A 24,686-nucleotide genomic window follows, 5' to 3' on the forward strand; every position below is an offset into this window, starting at 1 on the left:
GCGTCACTTCCTTGTAATCAGTTTATAGCCCAGCCCCTTGATCGTAATCAAAGAAACCGGCTTTGATGGATCGGCTTCAATTTTTTCCCGAATACGCCGCACATGGGCATTCAGGCTGTTTTCATAGCCGAAAGGGTTGTCACCCCATAACGCTTCACAAAGAGCGTCAAGCGTGACGATCTTTCCCTCATTGCGGGCCAGCGTTTCCAGCAGGGTATGCTCTTTTGCGGTCAGGGAGATAACCTCGCCCCCTTTGTTGACCTCTGCCCGACTAAAATCAATCGTACATCCATCCAGGATAACCAGCGGGCTGTCCTCTTTATAAGTGCGGCGCAAGACCGCATAGACACGCAGCAATAGTTCCTGCGGCATAAACGGTTTTGAAATGTAATCATCCGCACCAAGGCCAAGACCGGCCAGCTTGTCTGCGGCTTCGTCTTTTGCTGTTAAAAAGATTACCGGCACATCTGTAAATGTACGGAGCTGCTCCATCAGGGAAAAACCGTCTCCATCTGGCAGCATTACATCCAATATCATCAAATCAGGTTTTTCCTGTTTTGCCACCATGACGGCTTCTTTCACGGATGCGGCAGCAAGGACGGCTTCAAAACCGGCATCCTTCAAAATATCTGATACCATTTTCAGCAAATCCGGCTCATCATCTACAAGCAAGAGCTTTTTTCGATGCAGAAAAGAGTTATCCATAGCTTCACCTCCTGAAATTATTATAGCACAGGATGACTAGCCTGCGGTGGGTATCCCGAAAAAGTAAGGTAAAAGTAAGGACGCGAGAATGTAGAAGTCAGGTTAATGTTTTATGATGGAGTCAATGAAAGGAGATGTTCTTATGGATTACATTATCACTACGGAACAGTTGACGAAGAAATATAAGAACTTCACTTCTGTCAACCATGTTTCGCTTCATATCCGCAAAGGCAGTATTTATGGTTTTCTCGGCCCGAACGGAGCAGGCAAATCCACCACTATGAAAATGCTGCTGGGCCTGACAGCTCCCACAAAAGGCAGTTTTACCATTGATGGAAAGCAATTCCCGGCTGACCGGATTGCGATTTTGAAGGAGGTCGGCTCGTTTATTGAGTCCCCTTCGTTTTATGCGAACCTGACTGGCCGGGAAAATCTCGATATTATCCGTAGGATTTTGGGACTGCCGAAAAGTGCTGTGGAGGACGCACTGGACCTTGTGGGCTTGACGGAATTTGGTGACAGGCTGGCAAAGAAATATTCGCTGGGAATGAAACAGCGTCTCGGCCTCGCCGGTGCGCTGCTGGGCAGGCCCCCTATCCTTATTTTGGATGAGCCGACAAACGGACTTGACCCTTCCGGCATCCATGAGATCCGCAACCTGGTGAAATCTCTGCCGGATCTGTACGACTGCACAATCCTGATCTCGTCCCATATGCTGTCCGAGATTGAGCTGATAGCGGATGACATTGGCATTCTCAATCATGGCCGGCTTTTGTTTGAAGGAAGTCTGGATGAGCTTCGCCAAAGTGCTTTACGGGCTGGTTTTGCGGCGGACAATCTGGAGGATATGTTCCTCTCGATGGTGGAGAAAGATAACGCGGCCAGAAAGCAGAGGGCACAGCTATGAATGTACTGTCAATCGAACTTCGGAAAGAAAAGCGGACCGGCGTCATTCCTGTGTTGCTGGCGGTTGGAGTGTTAGGAGCTGCATACGCATTTGTTAATTTCCTTGTGCGGAAAGATACGCTTTTGAATTTGCCGCTGGCCCCGATGGATGTTCTGCTGACCCAGCTTTACGGTGTGATTATGATCCTGAACCTGTTCGGTATCGTGGTTGCCACCTGCATGGTCTACAACATGGAGTTTAAGGGCAGCGCCATCAAGAAGATGTATATGCTCCCCATGAGCGTTCCGGCTATGTACCTGTGCAAATTCCTGATTCTGACGGTCATGTTTTTGGTTGCAATCGTACTGCAAAATTTAGCACTTATGCAGATCGGCATGACAGATTTGCCGGAAGGAGCATTTGAGATGGGAACACTGGTGCGCTTTGCCGGATATTCTTTCCTCACATCTATGCCGGTGTTGTCGTTTATGCTGCTGATTTCTTCGCGCTTTGAAAATATGTGGATACCTCTCGGTGTAGGGGTCGCAGGATTTTTAAGCGGTATGGCGCTGGCCAGTTCAAATCTTGCTGTCCTGATGGCTCATCCTTTTGTGCTTATGCTGAAACCGGCAGTTGCCATGAGCGCCCAGCCCGATATGACTGTGAGCGCGGTATCTTTGATGGAGACTGTTTTGTTCCTTGCTATTGCACTGTGGCTGGCGAAAAGCAAACGCTATGAGTAAGGAGGGATTGAGAAAATGAGCTTTTTGGAATTGCTCAGAATTGAGTTTATGAAGGTGAAACGCTCAAAGATCGTACCACTGATCTTTATCGCACCACTGTTGGTGGTTGCCTCCGGGGTTGCAAGCCTGAGCCGCTATTTCACCCCGGAATATACAAACGCATGGCCTGCCATGTTCATTCAAAGCGCATTGGTTTATGCGTATTACCTGTTGCCGTTCAGTATGATTGTTGTCTGTGTGATGATTGCAGGCCGGGAAACCGGTAACAATGGCATCTTAAAAATGCTGGCGTTGCCGGTCAGCCGATACGCGCTTTCGATTGCCAAGTTCTGTGTGCTGGCATTTTACCTGTTCATGGAAATGGTGGTGTTTCTTGCAGTGTTTGTAATTGCGGGATTGATTGCGACACAGACGATGGGAGTAACAGAAACCTTGCCGATCCTGTATCTGCTGAAATGGTGCTTGGGGCTGTTTCTGACAATGCTGCCGTGTATTGCGGCTATGTGGGCAATCACGGTTCTGTTTGAAAAGCCGCTTCTTTCCGTTGGGTTGAATTTGCTGCTTGTAATTCCCGGTATCTTGGTTGCGAATACGCCGCTGTGGATTGTTTATCCGTACTGTTACAGCGGTTATCTCGTTTCCTGCTCTCTCCATGATTTTACAGCAGAAGCTTCCGACGCCGCTTTTTCGATGTTTCCGTTCCTGCCCTGCGCGATTATAGTGTTCGGTCTGTTTTTCGCGTTGGCCGTCACCCGATTTGGGAAAAAAGAAATGAGGTAAATACTATGGAAAAGAAAAAACTTCAATCAATCAGTATAGCTGCGCTCATTGTGAGCATCCTGCCGCTGGCGGCCCTTATTCCGTCATTTCTGCACCTTTCGCTGTCGGACGGCATCCGAACTGTTTGGGCCGGAGCCAATATCGTTTTTGTTCTGCTGGGCCTGATTCTTTCGGTAATTTGTGTGCGTAACAGGGAAAGCCGTAGCGTTATCAATATCGTATCAACAGCAATCAGTGCTTTTTGGTTGTTGCTGATGGTGGGAATTGTTGCACTCGCTTTGTTCCTTACTTTCGTTCAGTGAGGAAATGGTTATGCACAAAATTGGAAAAATCTTTGGATGTTGTCTGATTGCTGTTACTTTGCTGGCCTGTACTGCCTGCTCTGGCCTCGATAGATTAAGCGAAAATCTAAAAGACGGAGCAACGCAGCTAAGTGACGATGTGGTGATCGGGAAAAGCAACGCGCTCATAACGCCTTATCAGTCCTTTGAGGGCAGTCGTACTTCGGATAGTTATGCTTTTCAAGCTACTTATGACGCTTCTGTAATGGGCTTCGATGGACAGGATATTTTGGTAGCGGATACCGACCTCAAAGAAAATGAGTGCCGGGAAATCACCATCCAGTATAGTTTTGATGTTCAATCTGGAAATTGCCAACTCATTTACATTTCCCCGGAATTAGAGGAAAAAGTGCTTTCTAAATCCGACAGCGGTAGCGTTACCGTCCAACTTCAAGCGGGAGCTAACTATATTGGGATCACCGGCACAGACTATTCAGGCGCTATCCAGATTGATGTGGAATAGACGGTAGAAAGTTATGAAACGACTATTAGTAGTGGACGATAATACGGAATATCTGCAATTCCTGTCATCCGTGTTATCAGGTGATTTTGATACGATTAAGGCTACGGGCGTCAAGGACGCATTGGATATTCTTCAAGCGATTACAGTAGATGCGATATGTTCCGATTTCAATATGAAAGACGGCACAGGATTGGATTTGCTTGAAGATATTCGTCAACGAGGGATCTCCGTTCCTTTCCTACTTATGTCTGGCAATGACGATTACCTGCTTGTACAACAGACAAAACTTTATGGCGGCGTTTTTTGCTGCAAAACCGATTATGATTTGATTGCGAAAATAAAAGCACTGAATAACCCCGAACCATAATGCTCTATCATCTGCCGGACGACGGCAAAAGAAAAAAAGCCGTCGTTCAGCAGGCAATCATCATGCCATCATTATATATCACGGCGGCTTTGAATAAATCAGGGCCGCCGCTCTTTTGTCCCTCAAAGGAATGACGACCACAAGCTAAAGATCACGGCGGCTTTAGGAGGGAGCCGCCGTGAAGCGAGAACAGCTTCGACATAATTCGGCAGGAATTTACCTGTCAAAAAAAGCCTGTCCCCGGCAGCGGGGACATATACCCAAGAAGATGAACTATACTATGTAGGTAAGCAGCAAAACACACCAGATAGCGTCTGGCTGGCGTATGACCAGTCAGGCGTTTTTTGTCGCATCCTGCGGTTTTCCGTGGGGTGTCGTTCTCCACCGTCCCCATTTCAATTCACCCGTCAACCCCTGAATTGAAATGGAGGACAAGTATGTTCAATAAGAAAAGTGAATACGCGCAGAATAAGCGCGAGAAAGATAGCATCATCTACATAAGTGTGAATGGACGCATCCGGCTCACCCGCGCAGACTTTTCCAGTGAGGAAGAATTTCTTCGCTGGAAACAATGGTCCGATGAGGACTACTATGAGACGGAACGCCGGGGGCGTGGATACTACGATAACGGGGTTCCTCTGGATGAAAACATAAGCGCGGCAGGTGCGGTGGAGTCTGCGGAGGATGCTTATTTCCGTGAGCTTCTGGCTGATGAAATCGAAGCGGCTCGGAAAGCTCTGTGTCAGGAGCGCATGGCTAAGGTGAAAGCCCTTCTGACCGCCAGGCAGTACCGCCGGATCTGGATGTGTTTGGCCGAAGAAAAATCCATCACAGAGATCTCCAGGATTGAAGGACGGTCTAAAGCCAGTGTGTCCCGTTCTATTGCTGCGGCGCTCCATAAGCTCCGCAAACTGCGTTAAGGCAGAATAAGAAACTATCAACAGGGGTGGCCTGCAGATGCAGGCCGCCCTCATCATGGAAGGAGGCTTTTTCATGGCAACCACGCGGCTCATGCCCCTGCACACCGGCAAAGGCCGGACGGTGGGGACGGCCATCAGCGACATCATCGACTATGTTCAAAATCCGCAGAAAACAGATAACGGCAGGCTCATTACCAGCTATCAATGTGACAGCCGGATTGCAGATGCGGAGTTCCTTTTCAATAAGCGGCAGTACATCGCCGCCACCGGCCGGGTACGGGGTGAGGACGATGTGATTGCCTATCATATCCGACAATCCTTTGTCCCTGGTGAGATCACGCCGGAAGAAGCAAACCGGCTGGGCTGTGAGCTGGCGCGGCGCTTCACCAAGGGGAAACACGCCTTTATTGTCTGCACTCACATTGATAGAAAACACATCCATAATCACATCATTTTCGATGCCACCGCGCTGGACTACCAGCGAAAGTTTCGGAACTTTTGGGGCAGCACCCGCGCGGTCCGGCGGCTTAATGATACCATCTGTATAGAGAACGGATATTCCATTGTAGAGAACCCGAAGCCGCATGGAAAGAGCTATAACAAGTGGCTGGGTGATCGGGCCAAACAATCTCAGCGGGAGACGCTGCGTGTGATGATCGACCAGGCCCTGGAGCATAAACCCGCCGACTTCGATGCCCTGCTGAAGCTGCTGGAAGGGATGGGCTGCGAGGTGTCCCGCCGTGGGCAGTCGTACAGCATCAAAGCACCTGGATGGGACAATGCCGCCCGCATGAGTAAGAAGCTGGGCAAAGGGTACAGTGAAGCCGAGCTTCGTGCGGTTCTGGCCGGAGAAAAGGAACATACCCCCACCAGGACCACGCCCCACCCGGAGCCGAAACAGGCTGTGAGCCTGATGGTCGATATTCAGGAAAAGCTTCGCGCTGGCAAGGGGGCCGGTTATCAGCGATGGGCCACCGGCTTCAATCTGAAGCAGATGGCGCAGACCATGAATTATCTCTCCGAGCATAAACTGCTTGATTATAAAGTGCTGTCGGAAAAGACAGCGGCAGCCACCGCCCTGTACAATGAATTGTCCGCGCAGATCAAGGCAGCGGAAAAGCGAATGACGGAGATTGCGGTCCTCCGCACCCACATCATCAACTACGCCAAAACGCGGGAGGTCTATGTCGCATATCGCAAGGCCGGATATTCAAAGAAGTTCCGCGCCGAGCATGAGGCAGACATCCTTTTACACCAGACCGCAAAGAAAGCATTTGATGAGCTGGGAATGAAAAAGCTCCCCACCGTCAAGAGCTTGCAGGCGGAATATGCGGAGCTGATGGCACAAAAAAAGGCAGCCTATTCCGGCTACCGAAAGGCCCGTGATGAGATGAAGGAGCTTCTGACCGTCAAGGCCAATGTAGACCGCATCATGGGCTATGAGGAAGAAAAGCAGACAGAAAAAGAACACGCCCAGGAGCAGAGCCAGGGACGATGACTGACTCATGGATTTGGGCTTTTCGGGAGGGAAAGCCTGCGGCGGCTTTCCCTCTTGTCTGCTCACCGGCGCAGGACGGGAACCGGGTCAAGAGTGCGAAGCATCCGCCCACCGGCGGCTTGCTCTTGATGCGGTTTCTGTCCTGTGCTATCCATCGCCTGGGCGATGGAAAAAGCGTTCTACCAGAACGCGCAGCCAGCTCCAAAATGGAGCTGTTTATGGGGGTTTGGGGGCAGCGCCCTCAACAAGCAACCTGGGATCTTCGCGCCAGCGAAAATCCCAGGTTTGGCCTCGGTGGGTCCCACGAGGCATTGCTTGCCGGTTTCTCGTACCCCGTATTTTTGCCCTTTCGGGCGGTATTTCTTCAAATGAGAAAAGAGGACGCTTACACATCCTCCTTCTCATCATCCGCATCTTTTAATTTGATGGCTCCGTCAATGACGCCTTCCACAATGGGCAGATACTTCTCCGGGCAAAGCTGTAATTTGTGGCTTGTCCGTTGGCGCAGCTCACTGTCCTCCCGAAGTAACTCCGGGTTGAAGTAGCGTTCTGCGGGCAGCTTGCAAATGCGGATGAGCTGCATCACAACCGGCACGCTGGGTATTGTGCCGCACAGCTCAATATTTGCAAGATAGCGCGGGTCGATACCGACCTTTTCAGCCAGCTCCCGGCGGGACATTTTTACAGCTTCACGCGCCTGCTGAACATCTGCTCCGAAGGTTTCAAATCCAGGGCAATCTTTCACATTCGGCATATCACATCACCCTATTACATTCTATTGTTCATAGGATGCGCTGGGAATGATATGATATGCGCTTTAGCTTCATTTTATAATTCCGCCAATGTAAAGAATTTTATGATGAAAGTCAGCGGATTACACTGAGGATACCGATAGAGAAAACTCAACCTGTTAATGCACTGTTAGCTTTGACTACTCAAAGTTAGAATGACCTATTGACACCGGTTACTCGATATGATATATTAAGACCGATGGATTGAAACTGGTGGTCTTGAATGAAGGGAGGCGAACTATGGCAAAAAGAGTGGCGGGAGTGACTGAAAAGCTCATGGAATGTGCTAAAGAGGAGTTTTTAGCAAATGGATATGAAAATGCTTCTCTCCGGATAATTGCAGAAAAGGCTGGATCGAGTAAAGGCGCAATCTATATTCGCTACCCTGATAAAGAAAGCCTATATCGGTCCCTGGTTCAACCGGCGGCGGACGGTTTTTGTGAATTGTTACAAACCGTATTATCCGGGTTTACCACGATGCCAGGTAATGAGCAGACAGAGCAAATGCTTCGATATTCCAATGATGGCTTTCCTAAAGTAGTGGACTATCTTTACGATCATTTCGATGAATTTAAGCTGTTGCTTACCAGTGGAGAGAATAGTGTCTATCAAGAGTTTATTCATCGTGTTGTTGAGCTGGATACAGAATGTACTGCAAAGTATATTGAGGCATCTGGAAATGATGCAATAACAAGCGGCCGGCTCACGCCGGAACTAAATCATCTTCTTTCCAGTGCTTTCTATACGGGAATGTTTGAGGTTATCATTCACGATATGCCGAAAGCCCAGGCATTGGAGCATATCCGCAAAATGCGGCGTTTCTATACCGCTGGATGGCAGACCATCTTTTCTACGGATGGAGGTGATGTCGTATGAGTGGTTGGATTGACCGCAACGGTTGGATTCACTGTCCTACCTGCGGCAACAAAACCCGCACGAAAGTAAATCCGGATACTGTTCTCAAACACTTTCCGCTATTTTGTCCTAAATGCGGGAAAGAACACATCGTAGATGTGCAGGGACAAAGCATCATATTATCAGAGCCAGACGCCAAGACGCAGAGCCGATAATTTACAGGATAAATCCTGTGGATTGTCGGCTTTTACTTTTAACCTATGGTTAGGTTCTGCTAACTAAAAGGAGGGAATTGTATGCAGCGACAAAAAGATTCTGTAAATCTGATGACATTCATTAAACCGCATCAATCAGGCTTTTTGCTTTCTATCATTCTTGCTGTTATCAGCGTCACAAGTGGTATCGTGCCATATTTCGCTGTGGCAAGGATCGTAAATCTGCTGATTGGAGGTGAAACGAATTTTTTTGCTTATTTAACATGGGGAATTGTTGCCCTTATAGCTTATCTGATGAAGTCCGTTTTTCATGGGTTATCTACCAGATGTTCCCATGAAGCGACATTCCATGTGCTTTCAGAAATACGACAGGCGATTGCGGATAAATTAACGCGTGTTTCTATGGGATATTTGACGGATACACCTTCGGGACGGCTGAAAACAACAATGGTAGAGCGTGTAGAGCAAATGGAAGTCCCTCTGGCACATATCATCCCGGAAATGACTTCTAACCTGCTTGTCCCCATCGCCATCATTATTTACCTGTTTGTGTTGGATTGGAGAATGGCACTGGTATCCCTGATTACGATACCCATCGGGATGCTCTGTTACATGGCCCAGATGAAGGAATACCCTAAAAAATACGGTGCTGTTGTTCAGGCAAGTAAGTATATGAGCGCCACCACTGTGGAGTACATCAATGGGATTGAGGTTATCAAGGCGTTCAATCAAAGTGCTGCCTCCTATGGAAAGTTTACACAGGCTGTCCGTCAGAGCGTGGATCTCATGCTGGACTGGATGAAATCCACCCAGGGCTATTCTGCTCTGATGATGACGATTTGGCCTGCTGTACTGATTGGTGTGTTGCCTGTGGGATGCCTGTTCTATATGAACGGCTCTTTGTCTGCTCCGGACTTTATCACCATTGCCATTCTTTCTCTTGGCATTATGGGGCCGCTGGTTGCCGCTATCTTTCTGACGGATGATTTTTCTAAAATTGCAACTATCACCGGAGAAATTACTGCTGTATTGTCCGAGCCTGATCTGAATCGTCCGTCCCAGAGGAAAAATCTCAAAGGATTGGATATTTCTCTGCGGGATGTGACTTTTGCTTATAAGGATACGCAGGTTCTGAACGGTATCAATCTGGACATCAGACAAGGAACCACAACGGCGTTAGTAGGACCGTCCGGCTCTGGTAAATCCACGATTGCGAAACTCATCGCCTCTTATTGGGATGTAGGAGGCGGGCATATCACCATTGGTGGTGTTGACGCAAAAGAACTTCCTCCAGAGCAGGTAATGGATCTGATTGGTTATGTATCCCAGGATAATTTTCTGTTCAATTTGTCCGTCCGTGAGAATATCCGCATGGGCAGGCCAGAGGCAACGGATGCCGAAGTTGAGGCGGTGGCAAAGGCTGCGGGCTGTCATGAGTTTATCATGGGATTGGATCACGGCTATGACACGATTGTGGGAGGTGCTGGCGGACATCTTTCCGGCGGCGAACGGCAACGAGTAGCTATTGCACGCGCCATGATGAAAAATGCACCCATTGTTATCTTGGATGAGGCAACTTCTTACACGGACCCGGAAAACGAGGCGGTCATTCAGGATGCCATAGGACGGCTGACTCACGGAAAGACACTCATTGTGATTGCCCATCGCCTGTCCACCATTACCGGAGCGGAACAAATTGCTGTGGTAGATCACGGTAAGATTTTGGATGCCGGGACGCATGGAGAACTGTTGGAGCGGTGTCCGCTATATCAGCAAATGTGGGCAGCTCACACGCAGGCGCGAGACAACGATCAGATGGAAGGAGGTGCGGCGTATGTTTGACGCATATAAACGGTTCTTTCGATTTTCCGGGACAGAGAAAGGCACCTGGTATAAAGGCATGGCCTTTGAACTGCTGCGGAGCATTTTTGAGGCGTTACAATTTGTCGCTCTATTGGTAGTGCTGCGGGCATTGGTAGAACAGAACATGACCGGAACCACCGCATGGACAGCTTTGGGAATCATGGCGATTAGTGTGGCTGGTGCCGCGTTCTGCTGGTATCTGGCCCACAATAGCGAGGGACATGCCAACTACCGAATGTGCGGAGAAAAGCGTATTCACATCGGTGAACGCATGAAATATATGCCGATGGGTTATTTCAACGCACAGAGCCTTGGCAGTCTTACTGCGGCAGCCACCTCTACAATGTCCGATTTGGAGAGTATGTCTTTTGCAGTGATCGCCCGGACAGTTGTGGGTATGATCCGGACTACGATTTTTTCTCTGGCGACCATGTGCTTCGACTGGAGAATCGGTCTGGTGTTCTTTGTTGGGATACTGCTGTTCCTTTGGGTCAATTCCCGACTACTTAAGAAATCCCGTGAGCTTTCCCCAGGGCGATTGACTGCACAGACTAAATTGGTGGATGCTGTGCTGGAATACATACAGGGCATGAGTGTGGTGCGCGCTTTCCACGGGGATAAAGCGGCAAAACAAACTCTAAACAATACCATCAAAGAAACAGAAAATCAAAACTTCAAATTGGAGCGCAAACGCATCCCCTACAATGTGCTGGAGCAGGTTGTTTTGCGTGTTACTTCTGTATTGGCAATCCTGCTTTCCATCTGGCTTTTCCTGCAAGGGAATATGTCGCTGTTCACCTGCTTGATGATGGTGGTATCTGCGTTCCTGGTATATAGCGAATTGGAATCGGCTGGTGAGATGTTCTTTATGCTGCCGATGATTGATACTTCCATTGACCGGGTAGAGGAAATTGACCGGGCACCCAGGATGGATGAGGGCGGCTCTGTTCAGGTGCCGAAAAGCCATGACATTTCATTTGAGCATGTGGACTTCTCCTATGGAGATCGGAAAATCATTGATGATGTGAGCTTCACAATTCCAGAAGCCACGACTACCGCTATTGTGGGACCCTCCGGTTCCGGCAAAACAACGCTTACCAGCCTTATGGCCCGGTTCTGGGATGTGAACAAAGGCTCCGTGAAATTGGGCGGTATTGATGTAAAAGACTATTCGCTGGACAGCTTGATGAGCAATTTCAGTATGGTCTTTCAGAATGTGTATTTGTTCAACGACAGTATTGAAAATAACATCAAGTTTGGTAAGCCGGCGGCCAGTCATGAAGAAGTGGTGGCTGCGGCAAAAGCCGCCCGGTGCCATGATTTCATTATGGCGCTGCCTGACGGCTATGACACGGTGATTGGTGAAGGAGGAGCCACAATATCCGGCGGTGAGCGTCAGCGGCTTTCCATAGCCAGAGCCATGCTGAAGGATGCTCCCATCGTAATTTTGGACGAGGCAACCGCAAATGTTGATCCGGAGAATGAGGCGGAACTTCAAGCGGCCATTGAAGCATTAACCGGAGGCAAGACCATTATTATGATCGCCCATCGACTGAAAACGGTGCGCCATGCAAACCAGATTTTAGTGGTGGATCACGGAAGGATTGTTCAACACGGCACCCACGACCAACTCATCCAGCAAAAGGGCATTTACGCTGATTTCATTTTGAATCGTAAAGCTGCGATTGACTGGAAAATCAACGCATAGTGCAGGGAGGCGGAGGTGTGAGTACAAAAAGATTTCTACTCCAAAAAATTTTACAACTTTTTTTAACCTTATTTCTGGTAACGGCGATCACTTTTATCCTGATGCAGCTTTCGCCCATCGATGCCGCCGAAGCCTACTCGCGCCGTATATTCACGGTCGATGAGACGCGTATTGAAGCAGTGCGTGAGCAGATGGGATTGAATCGCCCGATTGTCGTCCAGTATCTGGACTGGCTGAACGATTTGCTTCATTTTGACTTGGGAAATTCATATGTGGACAATCGGGATGTTTTCCTTATTGTCGGGTCAGCCCTAAAGGAAACTGCCTGTATTGTGCTACTATCTGCGGTTCTTCAAGCGGTTGGGGCACTGATATTGGGGGTTCTGCTCTATCTGACACGAAAGAATGTGATCGGCAAAATCCTGGCATTTGCGTCCATCGCGGCAATATCAATCCCAGCGTTTTATTTGGCAACTTCATTTATTGATGTGGTAGCCGTGAGGTGGAACCTGATTAGTGTATCCGGAAATACAGGTTTAATGAGATACCTTCCGGCGGCACTCTGTCTGGCGGTTGGCGGGATTGCTTTTTTCGGACAAATGCTTTCAAAGGCAATTCAGCAGGCCATGAGCGAGGACAGTGTTCTCTACGCCCGTTGCAGGGGGTTAAGCGATCCTTATATTGTAGTGCGCTACGCTATGCCCCAGGCTATCATCTCTACGGTTCCGACATTTATGCAGATGATGGGAATGTGTATGGCGGGGTCCGCCATAGTGGAAAACATTTTTTCTCTTCCAGGATTGGGGTATCGGATTGTAAACAGCCTGACAAATCGTGATCTGCCCGTGATTTATGCAACGGTGCTGTTTCTTGCTTTTGCACTGGTGATTTTCAACATTCTGGCAGACATTATCCAGCGCCTGCTCCAGACACGAAAGGGGGACCTGTAATGAAACATTTGAAATGGATAATTCCGGTCCTCATCATTATTTTTTGTTTTCTCGGATTTCTTATCGCACCACATGACCCGGAGGCGATGGATATTGTTAACAAGTATGCGCCATTCAGTGCAGAGTTCCCTTTGGGGACCGACCAGTTTGGTCGCTGTGAATTATCCCGACTTTTGTATGGCGGTTATGTGACCCTCGGTATTGTGTTGCTGGGCGGAGGCATTGTGCTTGTTCTTGGTACGCTGATCGGATTATGGCTGGGCAGAGCAAATGCCGCCAGAAGTTTGGTGTTCAGTAGCTTGCTGGACGCTGTGACAGCGATCCCACCTTTAGCTTACCTTATCATTTTTGTCGGGATATGGGGAAACAGCATCCCTACGATGCTGGTGGCGCTGACGGTCTCTCTGATTTTGAGGATGATTAAACTGGTCAAAACACAGACAGAGATTGAACTGGATAAGGCTTATGTATTGTGCGCGGTGTCCTCCGGGGCCTCCCGCAGCAGGGTGTTATTTGTCCATATCTTGCCGAACATTATCCGACCCTTGGTACATTTCCTCTGCCTGTCCTGCGCGGAAATGATTATGAATATCTCGGCGTTTTCCTTTATCGGGCTAACCTTGGGCGATGATGTGATTGACTGGGGTTCGATGCTCTCCGAGGGGCGCAGTATGCTGATGACCCATCCATCGTTGCTTTTCCTGCCGATACTATTTATTTTCCTGTGTACCTTGGCCTTTAATTTGTTGGCAAAACAGTTGGAGGGAGGTGACGCGGCATGATAGAGGTCAAAAACCTGTCTGTTCAAACATCAAAAGGAGTCGTTCTGCTGGATCATGTGGAGTTTACCTTGACCCCTGGTGTCTGTACTGGATTGACCGGTGCCAGCGGCTCCGGCAAAACCACCCTCTTAAAGGCGCTGATGGGGGTATCAGATGGGGATGTATCCATTAACTCTGGACAAATATTGCTGGATGGAGAGGACCTGCTAAAAAAGCCAGAAAAAGTGCGGCGGGATCTCTGCGGGACAACTTTGGGATTTATTCCGCAAAACCCGATGACTGCTTTCAATCTCCATGTGCCAGTTGGGACACAGATGTCAGAGACATTTCGGAAACGGCTTCGATTAGACAAAAATGCTGCCCGCAAACTTAGTATGGATGTTTTGCAAAAGGTCAATCTTCTGGATACGAATCGGGTTTATCGTTCCTATCCCGGCCAGCTATCCGGAGGTATGCTTCAGCGGGCAACTATGGCGATTTTAATTGGCCTTTCCCCTCGGTACATCTTTGCAGATGAGCCGACCTCCGCTTTGGATGAAGAAAACAAGGCGTATCTGAACCAAGAGTTGACGCAAATGAAACAAAAGGCAGCAATTCTGTTTGTGTCCCATGATGATGCAGCTATTCGCACTCTCTGTGATGAGCTGCTTGTGATGCAGAGCGGAATCATTGTGGAGCGTGGCACAACGGCAGATTTGTTTGCCACCCCTCATAAGGAGTGGACAAAAGAGTTCGTGCGTCTGGCTATGGTTGAGGAAGGAGGTGGCTGGACATGGAAGAAATCCAAGTCCGAAATGTGAGCAAAGACTTTCTGGACGCCTCTGGCAAGCCCTTTCATGCGATAAGAGACATTTCATTTACATGGGTAAAAGGGGAAAATATCAGTTTTACCGGGGAAAGCGGTAGTGGAAAAAGCACAATGGCCCGCCTCTTAATCGGTTTGGAACGCCCCACCAGTGGCGAGATTTTGCTGGATGGCGAGAACATTGCCAAATGGAGTTATGGACAGTGGCGTAGCCATCGCACAAAGATACAGGCCGTTTTCCAGGATGCCACTGGCAGCCTGAACCGCAGGCTCTCCGTAGGGCATAACTTGGAGGAAGCATTGCGCAATTTGACCAAGTTATCTTCCGAGGAGCGTAAAAAGAGAATTTTAGAACTGATGGATCTGACGGCCACCAGCAGAAAACTATTGGATACGCCAACCAAAAACCTATCCGGTGGTGAGCAGCGGCGCGTTGCACTGCTGCGGGCGCTGGCTGTGCGGCCTGACTATCTTATTTTGGATGAGTTAACCAGCGGACTTGATCTGATCTCTCAAAAGGCGATTCGGGAGGTTCTGGAGGCATACCATCGGGAATACCGGTGCAGTTATTTCCTTATCACCCACGATATGAAATTCGCCTATCGCCTGTCCCAGCGCATTTATGAGCTGGAAAGCGGGCAAATCGTTAATATCGGTCAATCTAATATTGACATAAATTCACAAGAAAGGAAGTAAACCATGAAAAAATCAAAACTTGCTCGTCTCATTGCGGCCATTTGTTGTTTCGCCATGCTCCTTGCTGCTTGCAGCAGTAATCAGACACCTGCGGAGTCTGGCGGCGATGGATCAACTACGGCAGACTCTGAAAAGAAAGTGCTGACCTACGCTATTGGAGCAGAAACCACAGACCTCTCCACCCTCTACATGAACAACTCCCTGTGCTGCACATCCAAGTTGGTGTATGAGAATCTGGTGGACTTTGACAACGGAGAAATTGTCCCCGGCTTGGCCGAAAGCTGGGAATACAATGATGACCAGACAGAGCTCACCTTCCATCTGCGGCAGGGAGTTACCTTCCACAATGGAGAGCCGTTCAATGCGGAGGCGGTCAAGACCAACCTGGAACATAAGCAATCTAACCCGTCCTTTTACAGTTTGAAGGGCATTACCGATATTCAAGAGATTGAGATTGTCGATGAATACACCATCACGCTCCATTACGACCATCCTTTCTATGCCTACCTTCAGGATTTTTGCTGGCCAGATGTAAACCCCATGAGCGCGCCAGAGTACATCATCCCCGGTGACTTCCAGACTATCTCCGGCGTGGCAGGCACCGGCCCTTATATCTATGACGAGTATGTGGCCGGCGAGTACACTCGCTTTGTTCGGAACGAGGACTATTGGGGAGAAACACCCTATTGGGATGAGATTATCGTCAAATACATTCCTGACTCGACCTCCCGCCTCCAGGCTCTCCAGACCGGCGAGATTGACATGATCTACGGGGGCACGCTTCTGACCTATGAGGAATACGACCAGGCTCTTGCTATGGATGGTATCGACGGGCAGATGGCCGAAAAAGATACCCGTGTGCAAGTAATCACGACCAATGCTACCAGCCCCTATTTGTCTGATATTCGTGTACGGCAGGCCATAGCCTATGCCATTGATAAAGAGGAAATGTCCGTAGCTATTTCTAACGGTTATGAACCTCCGGCAGACATCCCGGCCACCCGTGATACTCCCTATGCGGATGTGGAGTTGGAAACAACTTATGACTATGATCCGGATATGGCAAATCAGCTTCTGGATGAGGCTGGATGGTTGATGAATGAAAGCACCGGTATCCGTGAAAAAGATGGAGAACCGTTGAGTCTCTTGCTCACACTGGAGACTGGCAGCACATCTGTTAGTATGCCTACTGCCGAAGTCATCAAGAGCCAGCTTGCAGAAGTGGGAATGGATATTACGATTTACGGGACTGAGCAGATGCAATGGTATGCCGATTATCTGGAAGGCAAGTTCGATCTGACCTTGTGGCATTGCCAGTACGCCTTTGCATCTCCCCATTGCTGGTTTACCCCTATGGACAGCATGGTGCCGCAAACGCCCTCTCTGCCTGGTATTGAAGGCTCTGACGAGTTCCTTGCTACCATCAAAGAATTGACCAATATGTCGGATGAGCAGGAAGTCCGGGATACTTATACCTACCTGTTTAACTACGATGTAGGCAATGTGCTGGATATTCCGCTTACTTATCAAAAGGATATGCTTGTTTATAACACTGACAAGATTGCAGGCTATACCTTCACAGGTACACCTTGCTTCTTTGATATTCTGTCTCTGGAACCCGCAGAATAAAAAAAGGGGGAATAATACAATGAAACTCCATGCATCGGGAGAAGATTACCTGGAGGCTATCCTCGTTCTCCATAAGAAGATGGGCATGGTGCGCTCCGTAGATGTAGCCCGGTACATGGAGGTTACAAAGCCCAGCGTGTGCCATGCGGTGGCTACCTTGCGGGATGGAGGCTTTCTCATAATGGACGAAGATCGCTTTCTCCATCTGACAGATGTGGGCCGTGAGGTCGCTGAGAAAATCTACGAGCGCCATTGCTTCTTTACCGAGCAGCTTATTGCGGCGGGTGTTGACCCCAAGACTGCGGAGGCCGATGCCTGCCGGATTGAACACATCATCAGTAATGAGAGCTTTGCGCGGTTGAAAGAGGCGGCCACGCAGGAACAGAATTGAACCGAATACGCCAAACTATCCTGCCCCGCTAAACGGGGAAAGAAAAAAACCGTTGCGGGGCAGGTGGTTTCGTGCGCGCAATTCGCATTTTCACCCAAGCGGCGGTTTTGAAATACATTTCAAGGCCGCCGTTCTTCATGCCCTTATGAGAATGACGACCCTATGCTGAATGTTACGGCGGCTTTAGGAGGGAGCCGCCGTGAAGCACAGAGAGCTTCGACATAATCCGGCAGGAATTTACCTGCCTCAAAAATGCCTGTCCCTGGCAGCGGGGACTTATACCCAAGAAGATGAACTATACGATGTAAGTCAATATCAAAATACACCAGATAGCGTCTGGCTGGATTATATCCAGTCAGGCGTTTTTTGTCATATCCTGCGGTTCTCCGTTGGGTGCCGTTCTCCACCGCCCCATTTCAATTCACCCGTCAACCCCTGAATTGAAATGGAGGACAAGTATGTTTGATAAGAAAAGCGAATACGCCCTGAACAAATACGATCAGGACAGCATTATATACATAAGTGTAAGCGGCCGCATCCGGCTCACTCGCGCGGACTTTTCCAGTGAGGAAGAATTTCTGAAATGGAAAACCTGGTCTGATGCAGACTACCACGAGACTGAAAAGAAAGGTCGGAGCTTCAACGATAATCGGGTGGCTCTGGATGATTACCTGGATGTGGTCGGAGCGGTTCAGTCTGCCGAGGATGAATTTTTCTCTGAGCTTCTGAAGGCGGATGTCCAGGCAGAGGAAAAGGCTTTGCGTGAGAAACGGCTGGCTGCATTGAAAGCCATTCTGAACGCAAAGCAGTACCGCCGGATCTGGCTGTACTATGCTGAAAGGAAGTCTGTCACCGAGATTGCCAGGCTTGAAGGAGTGACGAAGGCCAGCGTCTCCCTCTCACTTGCCAGGGCAATCAAAAAAATTTCAAAAAAGTTCGCGGCGGGCCTCAAAAATAGCTAACAAACGGCCTTAAAAAATGTGATAGGTGAAGGACACATTTTCCTCACCCTTCACAGAACCATGACAACTGAATATACGGTATTGCAGGTACGAAACTCGCGTGATGAGCGACATAAGGTGCGCCGCCAGGACGATAGCTTCAAGGAGGTGATGGGACAAGCTATCCGAGCGATCAACGCATACCTTAGACCCGGACAGGCACTCCGGGCGCGATGACAGCGCGGGGGTTAAAGATACTTTCTCACGACCTCCCACAGACTTGAGGGGGAACCCTGCGGCACACGCTTTGAGCGATGCTGCGGAGTTATGACAGCCCTGCCAAGGGCGGCCTGTAATATCCCCACCGCTGGGGATGCGTGGCAAATACAGCGGGCTTGAAGTTACTGAAAAATCAAGGTAGCCGCGCCGAAGTGCGCCGTATGTTACAACGGCTCCAACCAGATCGGCGCGGCTGCTTTTTTGTTCTCGAAGGAGGCGAACAATTATGACTTCAAATTCGCCTGTTTGTTATGCGAATATTCCGTCCGGGAGTTCCGGGCGTACTCATACAGAAAGATACTCCGCTGTTCAGCCTGCGGGCTTTGGTAAGATCGGCATGACGATTGAAGAAGCTGCCGACTATACCGGCATTGGACGCAACACTCTCCGCCGCCTTGTGGATTGGGGGAAAATCCCGGTCTTGCGGATTGGGCGTAAGTCCATAGTCCGTGTGGATGTGATTTGCTGTTTCATGCAGATCAACGAGGGCCGTGACCTTCTGGACCGCAATCAGGTCCTTGCGGTGGATTGAACATAGAAACTTTGAAATTTAGCAAGCGGTATGTTTGATAGGAAAGCCACCCTTTGCTATAATCAGGGTGACACATCACTACGGTTCCGTTTGCCAGCATAGAAAGGAGTTTGCTATGGCAAAAGGATCTGTAAGAAAGAAAGGAAAGAAGTGGTACTATCGCTTTTATGTAGAGGATGCCAGCGGCAACCGTGTCCAGAAGGAATTTCCGGGAACGGAAAGCAAGAGTGAAACCGAGTCTCTGCTCCGCAAGGCGATGGAGGACTATGAAACCAAAATGTTTCTGGCACAGGCCAAGAACATCACTTTGGGAGATATGCTGGATATGTGGGTGGAGGAAGAACTGAAACCCGGCTCGTTGAGTGATGGGACGGTGACAGCCTACATCAACACTGTTTCCCGCATCAAGAAGCACCCCATTGGTAAGCGCAAGCTCAAGACGGTAACTTCCGACCATCTGCAAAGCTACATGGATTTGTTGAGCTTCGGAGGGACAAGCCCCGATGGAAAAACCGTTGAGGCGTTGAGCAAAGGCTCGCTGGGCCAGTATTCGGCAGTGCTTCAAAATTCCTTCCGCTTTGCGGTTTTCCCCAAAAGGCTGATTACCTTCAATCCGATGCAGTATGTGGTGAAGCGGGTCAAAGACGATGAATATGAGCTGTTCACCGAAGATGGCACAGGCGACCTTCCCGTTGAAACGCCGACAATTTCCCATGAGCAGTATTTGGCGCTGAATGAGCTTTTGAAGAAAAAGCACAATCCCGCGTTACTGCCTATCCAGATTGCCTATTACGCCGGGCTTCGTATCGGCGAGGTGTGCGGGCTGACTTGGCAGGACATCGACCTGAAGGAACAGTGCCTTACCATCCGCCGGAGTATGCGGTATGACTCCGTAAGGAAGAAAACGCAGATCGGCCCCACCAAGCGCAAAAAAATCCGTACAGTGGATTTCTGCGACACCCTGGCGGCCATCCTGCGGGAAGCCAAAAAGGAGCAAATGCTGAACAGCATCAAATACGGGCCGTTGTACTCCCAAAACTACTATCGCATCATCAAGGAAAAGAACCGCACCTACTACGAGGTCTATTCCTTGCCCCGGACAGAGACACCGCCGGAAGATTACACCCAGGTTTCCTTTGTTTGCCTGCGGCCCGATGGAGCTTATGAAGCCCCTGCAACGGTCAGCAGCGTATGCCGATACTCCCGAAAGAAGATCGGGGATATGGATGATTTTCACTTCCATCTGTTGAGGCATACATATACGACCAACCTTCTCTCCCACGGGGCGGCACCCAAGGATGTGCAGGAGCTGCTGGGACATTCTGATGTAAGTACCACGATGAACATTTACGCCCACGCCACCAGAGAGGCCAAGCGAACTTCCGCAAGGCTGCTGGATAAGGTTGTAGGGACGGCCTGAAAAAAGTTTCCCTCATTTCTTCTCGCAAGGGAAAAAATGAGGGAAAAGGGCCAAACCGAGGTGGCGAAAACGCTGGAAACACCAGTGTTTTCAAGGGGTATAGAAATTTTAACTGAGAAATTAGAATTTCTTTACTTACTTTGTCAAGAATATCTCTTGTAGGATGTTTTCTTTCTTTTAAGAAGTTATGATCATATCCAAACCCTATTAAGAATTCTCCTTCTTTTATTTTATTATTCTCTTTATATTCATTTAAAAAATTAATAATATCATCAAAATTTTTTGCATTTGATAAGTTTGCTATAAGAAGAGATTTTGCTAGTGCTGTAATATGACTGTGGGCATCTATGAAAGAAGGCATTAGACAATTATCTTCATAGTCTTTTATTTGTGTATTTTCATCCTTTAATTTTAAAATATCTTCTTTTGTTCCTACTTTTTTTATTATTCCGTTTTCTGTTAGAATTGCGTTACAATGTATATTATCTTCCATTTTAATAATATTGTTTGATAAAAATATTGTTTTCATTTTTTTATATCCTTTCTCTCTGTAATTTTATTATATCTTATTTTTTATAATTTTATAAAAAAAAGAGAGAACATTTTGTTCTCTCTAAAATTTAAGGTATTTACTATGTACATATCCATAATAAGTTTTTTTCCCTTTTTTAAAGGTAATTTTATACCATCTTTTGCCTTTGCTGTCATTTTTATATCCGTAGGCTGTAACTTTCTTATTATATGTTATTGTTGTTATTCTTTTTGAACTTGTTCCTGCATTGCTTCTTACATTTAAAACTAAAGCTTTTACTTTTGCTGTTTTTTTAGTCATTGACAAGTATGTTTTTAGCACGGCTTTTGCTTTTAACGAAGAAGAATATGAACCATAATAGTTTTTACCGCTTAAAGTTCTATAAGCTCTTACTTTATAATAATAAGTTTTATTTTTTGAAACTTTTTTATCTTGATATGTATTTCCTTTTACTGTTGCAAGGTATACATAGGTTTTTGATTTAGAATTATATTTATATATTCTGTATCCGCTTGCTCCATATACTTTTGACCATGTAAGATTTATTTTATTTGTATATGTTGTAGTTACTTTTAAACCACTAACTTTTTTAGGATCTGTTGTTGCATAGGTTGCAGAAGATGCACTGCTGTATATTCTAGAACCTGATTTGTCTGTATAAAAACTTCTTATTTTATAAATATATGTTGTAGCACTACTTCTTTTTGAGTCAGTATAATTTGTGGTACTTCCCGATGTTATGTCTTTTAATACATCATATTTTTTTGTTTTAGAATTATATCTATAAATCCTATAACCTGTTGCATTGCTTATTTTATTCCAAGTTAATTTTATTGCATTATCACTACTTGAATAAAAAGTTAGTTTTGGAGTAGATATTGATGGTTCAGATGATTTTGGAGTATACCAAACATTTATATCTACTCTCCCTGAAATACCATCAACACTTCCACTGCTTGTATGTTGCCAAAATTCATATTTACCGCTATATGATGTAGAGCTTGTATAATGAGCAAGCCATACTTTATATGTGGAATCTATTGTTGATTTGTTTAAATCATAATTAAGCATGCTGTAATTTGCATATACCATAGGAGTGTATCCTGCATTTTTTACTGTTTTGCAAAATTCCATAACAATATTTGTTGCTGCAGTTTTAGATAAATTTGCATTGGTTAATCTACCATCGCTTCCGCCGGCATATTCATAGTCGATTACAACAGGCATATCTAAACCATAACCTTTTATTTGCTTTAATGTGTAATTAGCCTCTTGTCTTGCTTCCGCAGTTGTTATTGCTTGGGAGAAGAAGTATACTCCTACCTTTATACCATATTTTTTAGCTTCTGTGATGTTTCTTTTAAAAGTTGAATCGTTGTCGATTGTTCCCATTTTCCCATATCCTCTGTATCCAACTCTGATAAATGCGTATTTAATACCATCGTTTTTTACTTTTTGCCAGTTAATTGTTCCATTCCAATAAGAAACATCAATACCATACGTTACATTATAATCTTTAAATTTACTGTTATGAGTATATGTTTTATTATCATATGGACTTTTTAAATTAAATCCGCTATTTGTACTTCTTGCCATTGGACCTGTTGAATAAAATTCATCAGAAATATCTCCGTTTGCTCTAAATTGTTGAGGGTCATCATTAGTAATATCTTTTTCTTCTGTTAAGTTATTTTGAGAAGATACAGAGTCATTTTGATTTTGTGTTTTTTGGCTATTTTCTGTTTCTTGATTAGATTGTTTTTCAGTTTCTTTATTTGTATCTGAACCTTCTTTTTTTTCATCTTCTTTTGTTGTTGTTTGAACTTCTTGATTTATTGTATTGTTTTCGTCTTCATTTATTTCTTCTTGATTTGTTGATGTATTTTGATTTTGTGTTTGAGCCGAAATAGGTACAATAAAAATATTCATTGCAAAAATAATTGCTAAAATAAAAGTTAAAAATTTTTTCATTATTTCCCTTTCCTTTAGACATTTTTATTTAGTATATCATAAAAAATATAAAAGTCTATATTTTTTTTATAAACCCCTTAAATATTCCTCTTTTAAAGCTATTTCTCCATTTATTGCATCATCTAAGGTTTTTAATAGATTTTCTTTATCTTTATTTAAAGTACCTTTTAAGTTTAAATAGTTTGAGGCATGATTTGAACGAAATACTGCATTTGAACAGTTTAGATTTTCAATTAATAATCTCGTTTCTTTTAAAATATCCTTAGGTTCCAATAAATTAAATTCGCCATTTTCAATTTGTTGTTTTAATACTGTACCCTCTTCAACCATAAGAGTTAATAGCCCTATATATTCAGGATCCATTTCAGATAAAACTTCTGCAGTTTTAATGGCATGTTCTTCCCATAATTCACATCCTCCAAGACCAGATATAACAGTCACAGATATTTTTAGTCCTGCATCTTTAGCTTGTTTTGCTGCTTTTATCATTTCTTTTGCAGATGTTCTTTTTTTAACTTTCTTTAGTATTGTGTCACTTCCTGATTCAAGTCCTATATATAAAAGTTTTAATCCTTTTTCTTTTAATACTCTTAAATCTCTTGGCTTTTTAAATAAAATACTTTTTGCTGTTGCATAACATGATACTTGCTTGCATTCCGGAAAAGTTTCTTTTATATAATCTAGAACTTCGTTTAAAGTTTCCATGTCGCTAAATAGTGCGTCGCCGTCAGCTAAAAATATTTTTTCTACATTATCATATGTCCTTCTTGCTTCGCTTAAATCTGCAAGTATATAATTTAAATTTCTTATTCTGAATTTTTTATCTTTATACATACTGCAAAAAGTACAGCTGTTTTGTGAACATCCTATTGTTACTTGAACAATAAGGCTATATGCTTCGCTTGGTGGTCTGTATACAATTCCTTCGTATCTCATATTATCTCCTTCTTTTTAAAATAAGAAGCTTCTTTAAGAAGCTTCTTAATAGTATATTTCTTCTTTTATTTCCTTTTCTTTTTCTTCGCCTTCTAACGCTTTTAGAATTTCAAATCCAAAATCAATACTTGCTGCTGCAGATCTTCCTGTTATAAAGTTTTTATCTTTTACAACATACTTATCAACATATGTTCCACCAAAATCTTCATTCATTGATGTAAAACATGTGTAATTTTTGTCTTTTAAGTATCCAGCTCTGCCTAAAATAGTAGGACCAGCACAAATTGCACATATTAATTTATCTTTATCATTAAATTCTTTTATTAATGCTTGTACTTCTTTACTTGCTTCTATTGTAACATATTCCGGTCCGCCAGGTAATATTAAAGCACTGTAATCATCACCGTTTAGTTTTGAGAAAGGTTTTAAATTTGTGCATGTAAGACCGAATCTTCCTGTTGCATCTTTATCAAGTAGTGAATAAATATCAACTTCAACTCCGCCTCTTCTTAAAATTGCATATGTTCCGATTGCTTCAACTTCTTCAAATCCGTCTGTTATTACCATACATACTTTCATATTTATATATCTCCTTTATCATTATTATCATATTAATAATTATATTATATCACTTATTCTTGATAATAGGGGATAGATTTTATGTATATGATATTTATTTAATATGTG

At 45.8% G+C, this 24,686-nt stretch carries 26 protein-coding genes and 1 pseudogene; 21 read left to right on the plus strand and 6 right to left on the minus strand.

Annotated elements, in window-relative coordinates; translation table 11 throughout:
* Window positions 1-3: 3 nt before the first annotated feature.
* Window positions 4-705, minus strand: a complete 702-nt coding sequence (locus FGQ49_RS02040) for a response regulator transcription factor (protein ID WP_138268256.1) — start codon at window positions 703-705, stop codon at window positions 4-6.
* A gap of 142 nt (window positions 706-847) precedes the next feature.
* Here FGQ49_RS02040 and FGQ49_RS02045 point away from each other — a divergent pair, with 142 nt between their 5' ends.
* The 8 genes from FGQ49_RS02045 to FGQ49_RS02080 all read left to right on the plus strand — a co-directional run bounded on the left by FGQ49_RS02045 (window position 848) and on the right by FGQ49_RS02080 (window position 6,703).
* A complete protein-coding gene (locus tag FGQ49_RS02045; protein WP_138268257.1) occupies window positions 848-1,612 on the plus strand; it encodes an ABC transporter ATP-binding protein in 765 nt (254 codons plus the stop codon).
* On the plus strand, window positions 1,609-2,334 hold the full coding sequence (locus FGQ49_RS02050) for an ABC transporter permease (RefSeq protein WP_138268258.1): 726 nt from the start codon (window positions 1,609-1,611) through the stop codon (window positions 2,332-2,334). Before FGQ49_RS02045 ends, FGQ49_RS02050 begins: the two co-directional genes overlap by 4 nt.
* A 15-nt stretch (window positions 2,335-2,349) precedes the next feature.
* Window positions 2,350-3,114: an ABC transporter permease gene (locus FGQ49_RS02055; protein ID WP_138268259.1), complete on the plus strand. Its 765-nt coding sequence runs from the start codon at window positions 2,350-2,352 to the stop codon at window positions 3,112-3,114.
* 5 nt (window positions 3,115-3,119) lie between these two features.
* On the plus strand, window positions 3,120-3,416 hold the full coding sequence (locus FGQ49_RS02060) for a hypothetical protein (RefSeq protein WP_138268260.1): 297 nt from the start codon (window positions 3,120-3,122) through the stop codon (window positions 3,414-3,416).
* A 10-nt stretch (window positions 3,417-3,426) separates the two neighbouring features.
* Entirely contained in the window at window positions 3,427-3,918 is a 492-nt protein-coding gene (locus FGQ49_RS02065; protein WP_138268261.1) for an anti-sigma factor, read from the plus strand.
* Window positions 3,919-3,931: 13 nt separating this feature from the next.
* Window positions 3,932-4,285, plus strand: a complete 354-nt coding sequence (locus FGQ49_RS02070) for a response regulator (RefSeq protein WP_138268262.1) — start codon at window positions 3,932-3,934, stop codon at window positions 4,283-4,285.
* A 437-nt stretch (window positions 4,286-4,722) separates the two neighbouring features.
* The gene (locus FGQ49_RS02075) at window positions 4,723-5,205 is read left to right on the plus strand and encodes a sigma-70 family RNA polymerase sigma factor (protein ID WP_138268263.1); all 483 of its coding nucleotides are present in this window, start codon (window positions 4,723-4,725) and stop codon (window positions 5,203-5,205) included.
* Between the two features lie 73 nt (window positions 5,206-5,278).
* Entirely contained in the window at window positions 5,279-6,703 is a 1,425-nt protein-coding gene (locus FGQ49_RS02080; protein ID WP_138268299.1) for a relaxase/mobilization nuclease domain-containing protein, read from the plus strand.
* A gap of 385 nt (window positions 6,704-7,088) precedes the next feature.
* On the opposite strand, the gene FGQ49_RS02090 is transcribed toward FGQ49_RS02080, so the two are convergent.
* A complete protein-coding gene (locus tag FGQ49_RS02090) occupies window positions 7,089-7,457 on the minus strand; it encodes a helix-turn-helix domain-containing protein (RefSeq protein WP_138268264.1) in 369 nt (122 codons plus the stop codon).
* Between the two features lie 277 nt (window positions 7,458-7,734).
* Here FGQ49_RS02090 and FGQ49_RS02095 point away from each other — a divergent pair, with 277 nt between their 5' ends.
* From FGQ49_RS02095 to FGQ49_RS02155, 13 genes are all read left to right on the plus strand, one after another.
* Window positions 7,735-8,370: a TetR/AcrR family transcriptional regulator gene (locus FGQ49_RS02095; protein WP_138268265.1), complete on the plus strand. Its 636-nt coding sequence runs from the start codon at window positions 7,735-7,737 to the stop codon at window positions 8,368-8,370.
* A complete protein-coding gene (locus FGQ49_RS02100; RefSeq protein ID WP_087221884.1) occupies window positions 8,367-8,564 on the plus strand; it encodes a cysteine-rich KTR domain-containing protein in 198 nt (65 codons plus the stop codon). The genes FGQ49_RS02095 and FGQ49_RS02100 overlap by 4 nt, the downstream gene beginning before the upstream one ends.
* A gap of 81 nt (window positions 8,565-8,645) precedes the next feature.
* Window positions 8,646-10,406 carry an ABC transporter ATP-binding protein gene (locus tag FGQ49_RS02105; RefSeq protein ID WP_138268266.1) on the plus strand — a complete coding sequence of 587 codons (1,761 nt, stop codon included), beginning with the start codon at window positions 8,646-8,648 and terminating at the stop codon, window positions 10,404-10,406.
* Window positions 10,399-12,135: an ABC transporter ATP-binding protein gene (locus FGQ49_RS02110; protein ID WP_138268267.1), complete on the plus strand. Its 1,737-nt coding sequence runs from the start codon at window positions 10,399-10,401 to the stop codon at window positions 12,133-12,135. The genes FGQ49_RS02105 and FGQ49_RS02110 overlap by 8 nt, the downstream gene beginning before the upstream one ends.
* 17 nt (window positions 12,136-12,152) lie before the next feature.
* Window positions 12,153-13,085: an ABC transporter permease gene (locus tag FGQ49_RS02115; protein WP_087221878.1), complete on the plus strand. Its 933-nt coding sequence runs from the start codon at window positions 12,153-12,155 to the stop codon at window positions 13,083-13,085.
* Window positions 13,085-13,867 (plus strand): ABC transporter permease, encoded by a 783-nt coding sequence (locus tag FGQ49_RS02120; RefSeq protein ID WP_087221876.1) that lies wholly within the window; start codon window positions 13,085-13,087, stop codon window positions 13,865-13,867. The genes FGQ49_RS02115 and FGQ49_RS02120 overlap by 1 nt, the downstream gene beginning before the upstream one ends.
* The gene (locus tag FGQ49_RS02125; protein ID WP_138268268.1) at window positions 13,864-14,667 is read left to right on the plus strand and encodes an ATP-binding cassette domain-containing protein; all 804 of its coding nucleotides are present in this window, start codon (window positions 13,864-13,866) and stop codon (window positions 14,665-14,667) included. The genes FGQ49_RS02120 and FGQ49_RS02125 overlap by 4 nt, the downstream gene beginning before the upstream one ends.
* A complete protein-coding gene (locus FGQ49_RS02130; RefSeq protein ID WP_243112205.1) occupies window positions 14,640-15,368 on the plus strand; it encodes an ATP-binding cassette domain-containing protein in 729 nt (242 codons plus the stop codon). Before FGQ49_RS02125 ends, FGQ49_RS02130 begins: the two co-directional genes overlap by 28 nt.
* A 3-nt stretch (window positions 15,369-15,371) precedes the next feature.
* Window positions 15,372-16,997: an ABC transporter substrate-binding protein gene (locus FGQ49_RS02135; protein ID WP_138268270.1), complete on the plus strand. Its 1,626-nt coding sequence runs from the start codon at window positions 15,372-15,374 to the stop codon at window positions 16,995-16,997.
* A 19-nt stretch (window positions 16,998-17,016) separates the two neighbouring features.
* The gene (locus FGQ49_RS02140) at window positions 17,017-17,388 is read left to right on the plus strand and encodes a metal-dependent transcriptional regulator (RefSeq protein WP_138268271.1); all 372 of its coding nucleotides are present in this window, start codon (window positions 17,017-17,019) and stop codon (window positions 17,386-17,388) included.
* A gap of 458 nt (window positions 17,389-17,846) precedes the next feature.
* Window positions 17,847-18,350 carry a sigma-70 family RNA polymerase sigma factor gene (locus FGQ49_RS02145; RefSeq protein WP_138268272.1) on the plus strand — a complete coding sequence of 168 codons (504 nt, stop codon included), beginning with the start codon at window positions 17,847-17,849 and terminating at the stop codon, window positions 18,348-18,350.
* Window positions 18,351-18,834: 484 nt separating this feature from the next.
* Window positions 18,835-19,140 (plus strand): helix-turn-helix domain-containing protein, encoded by a 306-nt coding sequence (locus FGQ49_RS10795; RefSeq protein WP_138268273.1) that lies wholly within the window; start codon window positions 18,835-18,837, stop codon window positions 19,138-19,140.
* Window positions 19,141-19,255: 115 nt separating this feature from the next.
* A complete protein-coding gene (locus FGQ49_RS02155) occupies window positions 19,256-20,560 on the plus strand; it encodes a tyrosine-type recombinase/integrase (RefSeq protein WP_138268274.1) in 1,305 nt (434 codons plus the stop codon).
* A gap of 136 nt (window positions 20,561-20,696) precedes the next feature.
* On the opposite strand, the pseudogene FGQ49_RS10800 reads toward FGQ49_RS02155, so the two are convergent.
* The 4 genes and pseudogenes from FGQ49_RS10800 to FGQ49_RS02175 form a co-directional block, all read right to left on the minus strand.
* A pseudogene (locus FGQ49_RS10800) lies at window positions 20,697-21,089 on the minus strand (amidohydrolase family protein); the annotation flags it as partial.
* Window positions 21,090-21,173: 84 nt separating this feature from the next.
* Window positions 21,174-23,063, minus strand: a complete 1,890-nt coding sequence (locus tag FGQ49_RS02165; RefSeq protein WP_138268276.1) for a GH25 family lysozyme — start codon at window positions 23,061-23,063, stop codon at window positions 21,174-21,176.
* A gap of 66 nt (window positions 23,064-23,129) precedes the next feature.
* The gene (locus FGQ49_RS02170; RefSeq protein WP_138268277.1) at window positions 23,130-23,999 is read right to left on the minus strand and encodes a radical SAM protein; all 870 of its coding nucleotides are present in this window, start codon (window positions 23,997-23,999) and stop codon (window positions 23,130-23,132) included.
* A 45-nt stretch (window positions 24,000-24,044) separates the two neighbouring features.
* The gene (locus FGQ49_RS02175) at window positions 24,045-24,578 is read right to left on the minus strand and encodes a DJ-1/PfpI family protein (RefSeq protein WP_138268278.1); all 534 of its coding nucleotides are present in this window, start codon (window positions 24,576-24,578) and stop codon (window positions 24,045-24,047) included.
* Window positions 24,579-24,686 lie beyond the last annotated feature (108 nt).

Origin of the sequence: Anaerofustis stercorihominis (assembly GCF_005844425.1) — a bacterium.
Taxonomy (GTDB): domain Bacteria; phylum Bacillota; class Clostridia; order Eubacteriales; family Anaerofustaceae; genus Anaerofustis; species Anaerofustis butyriciformans.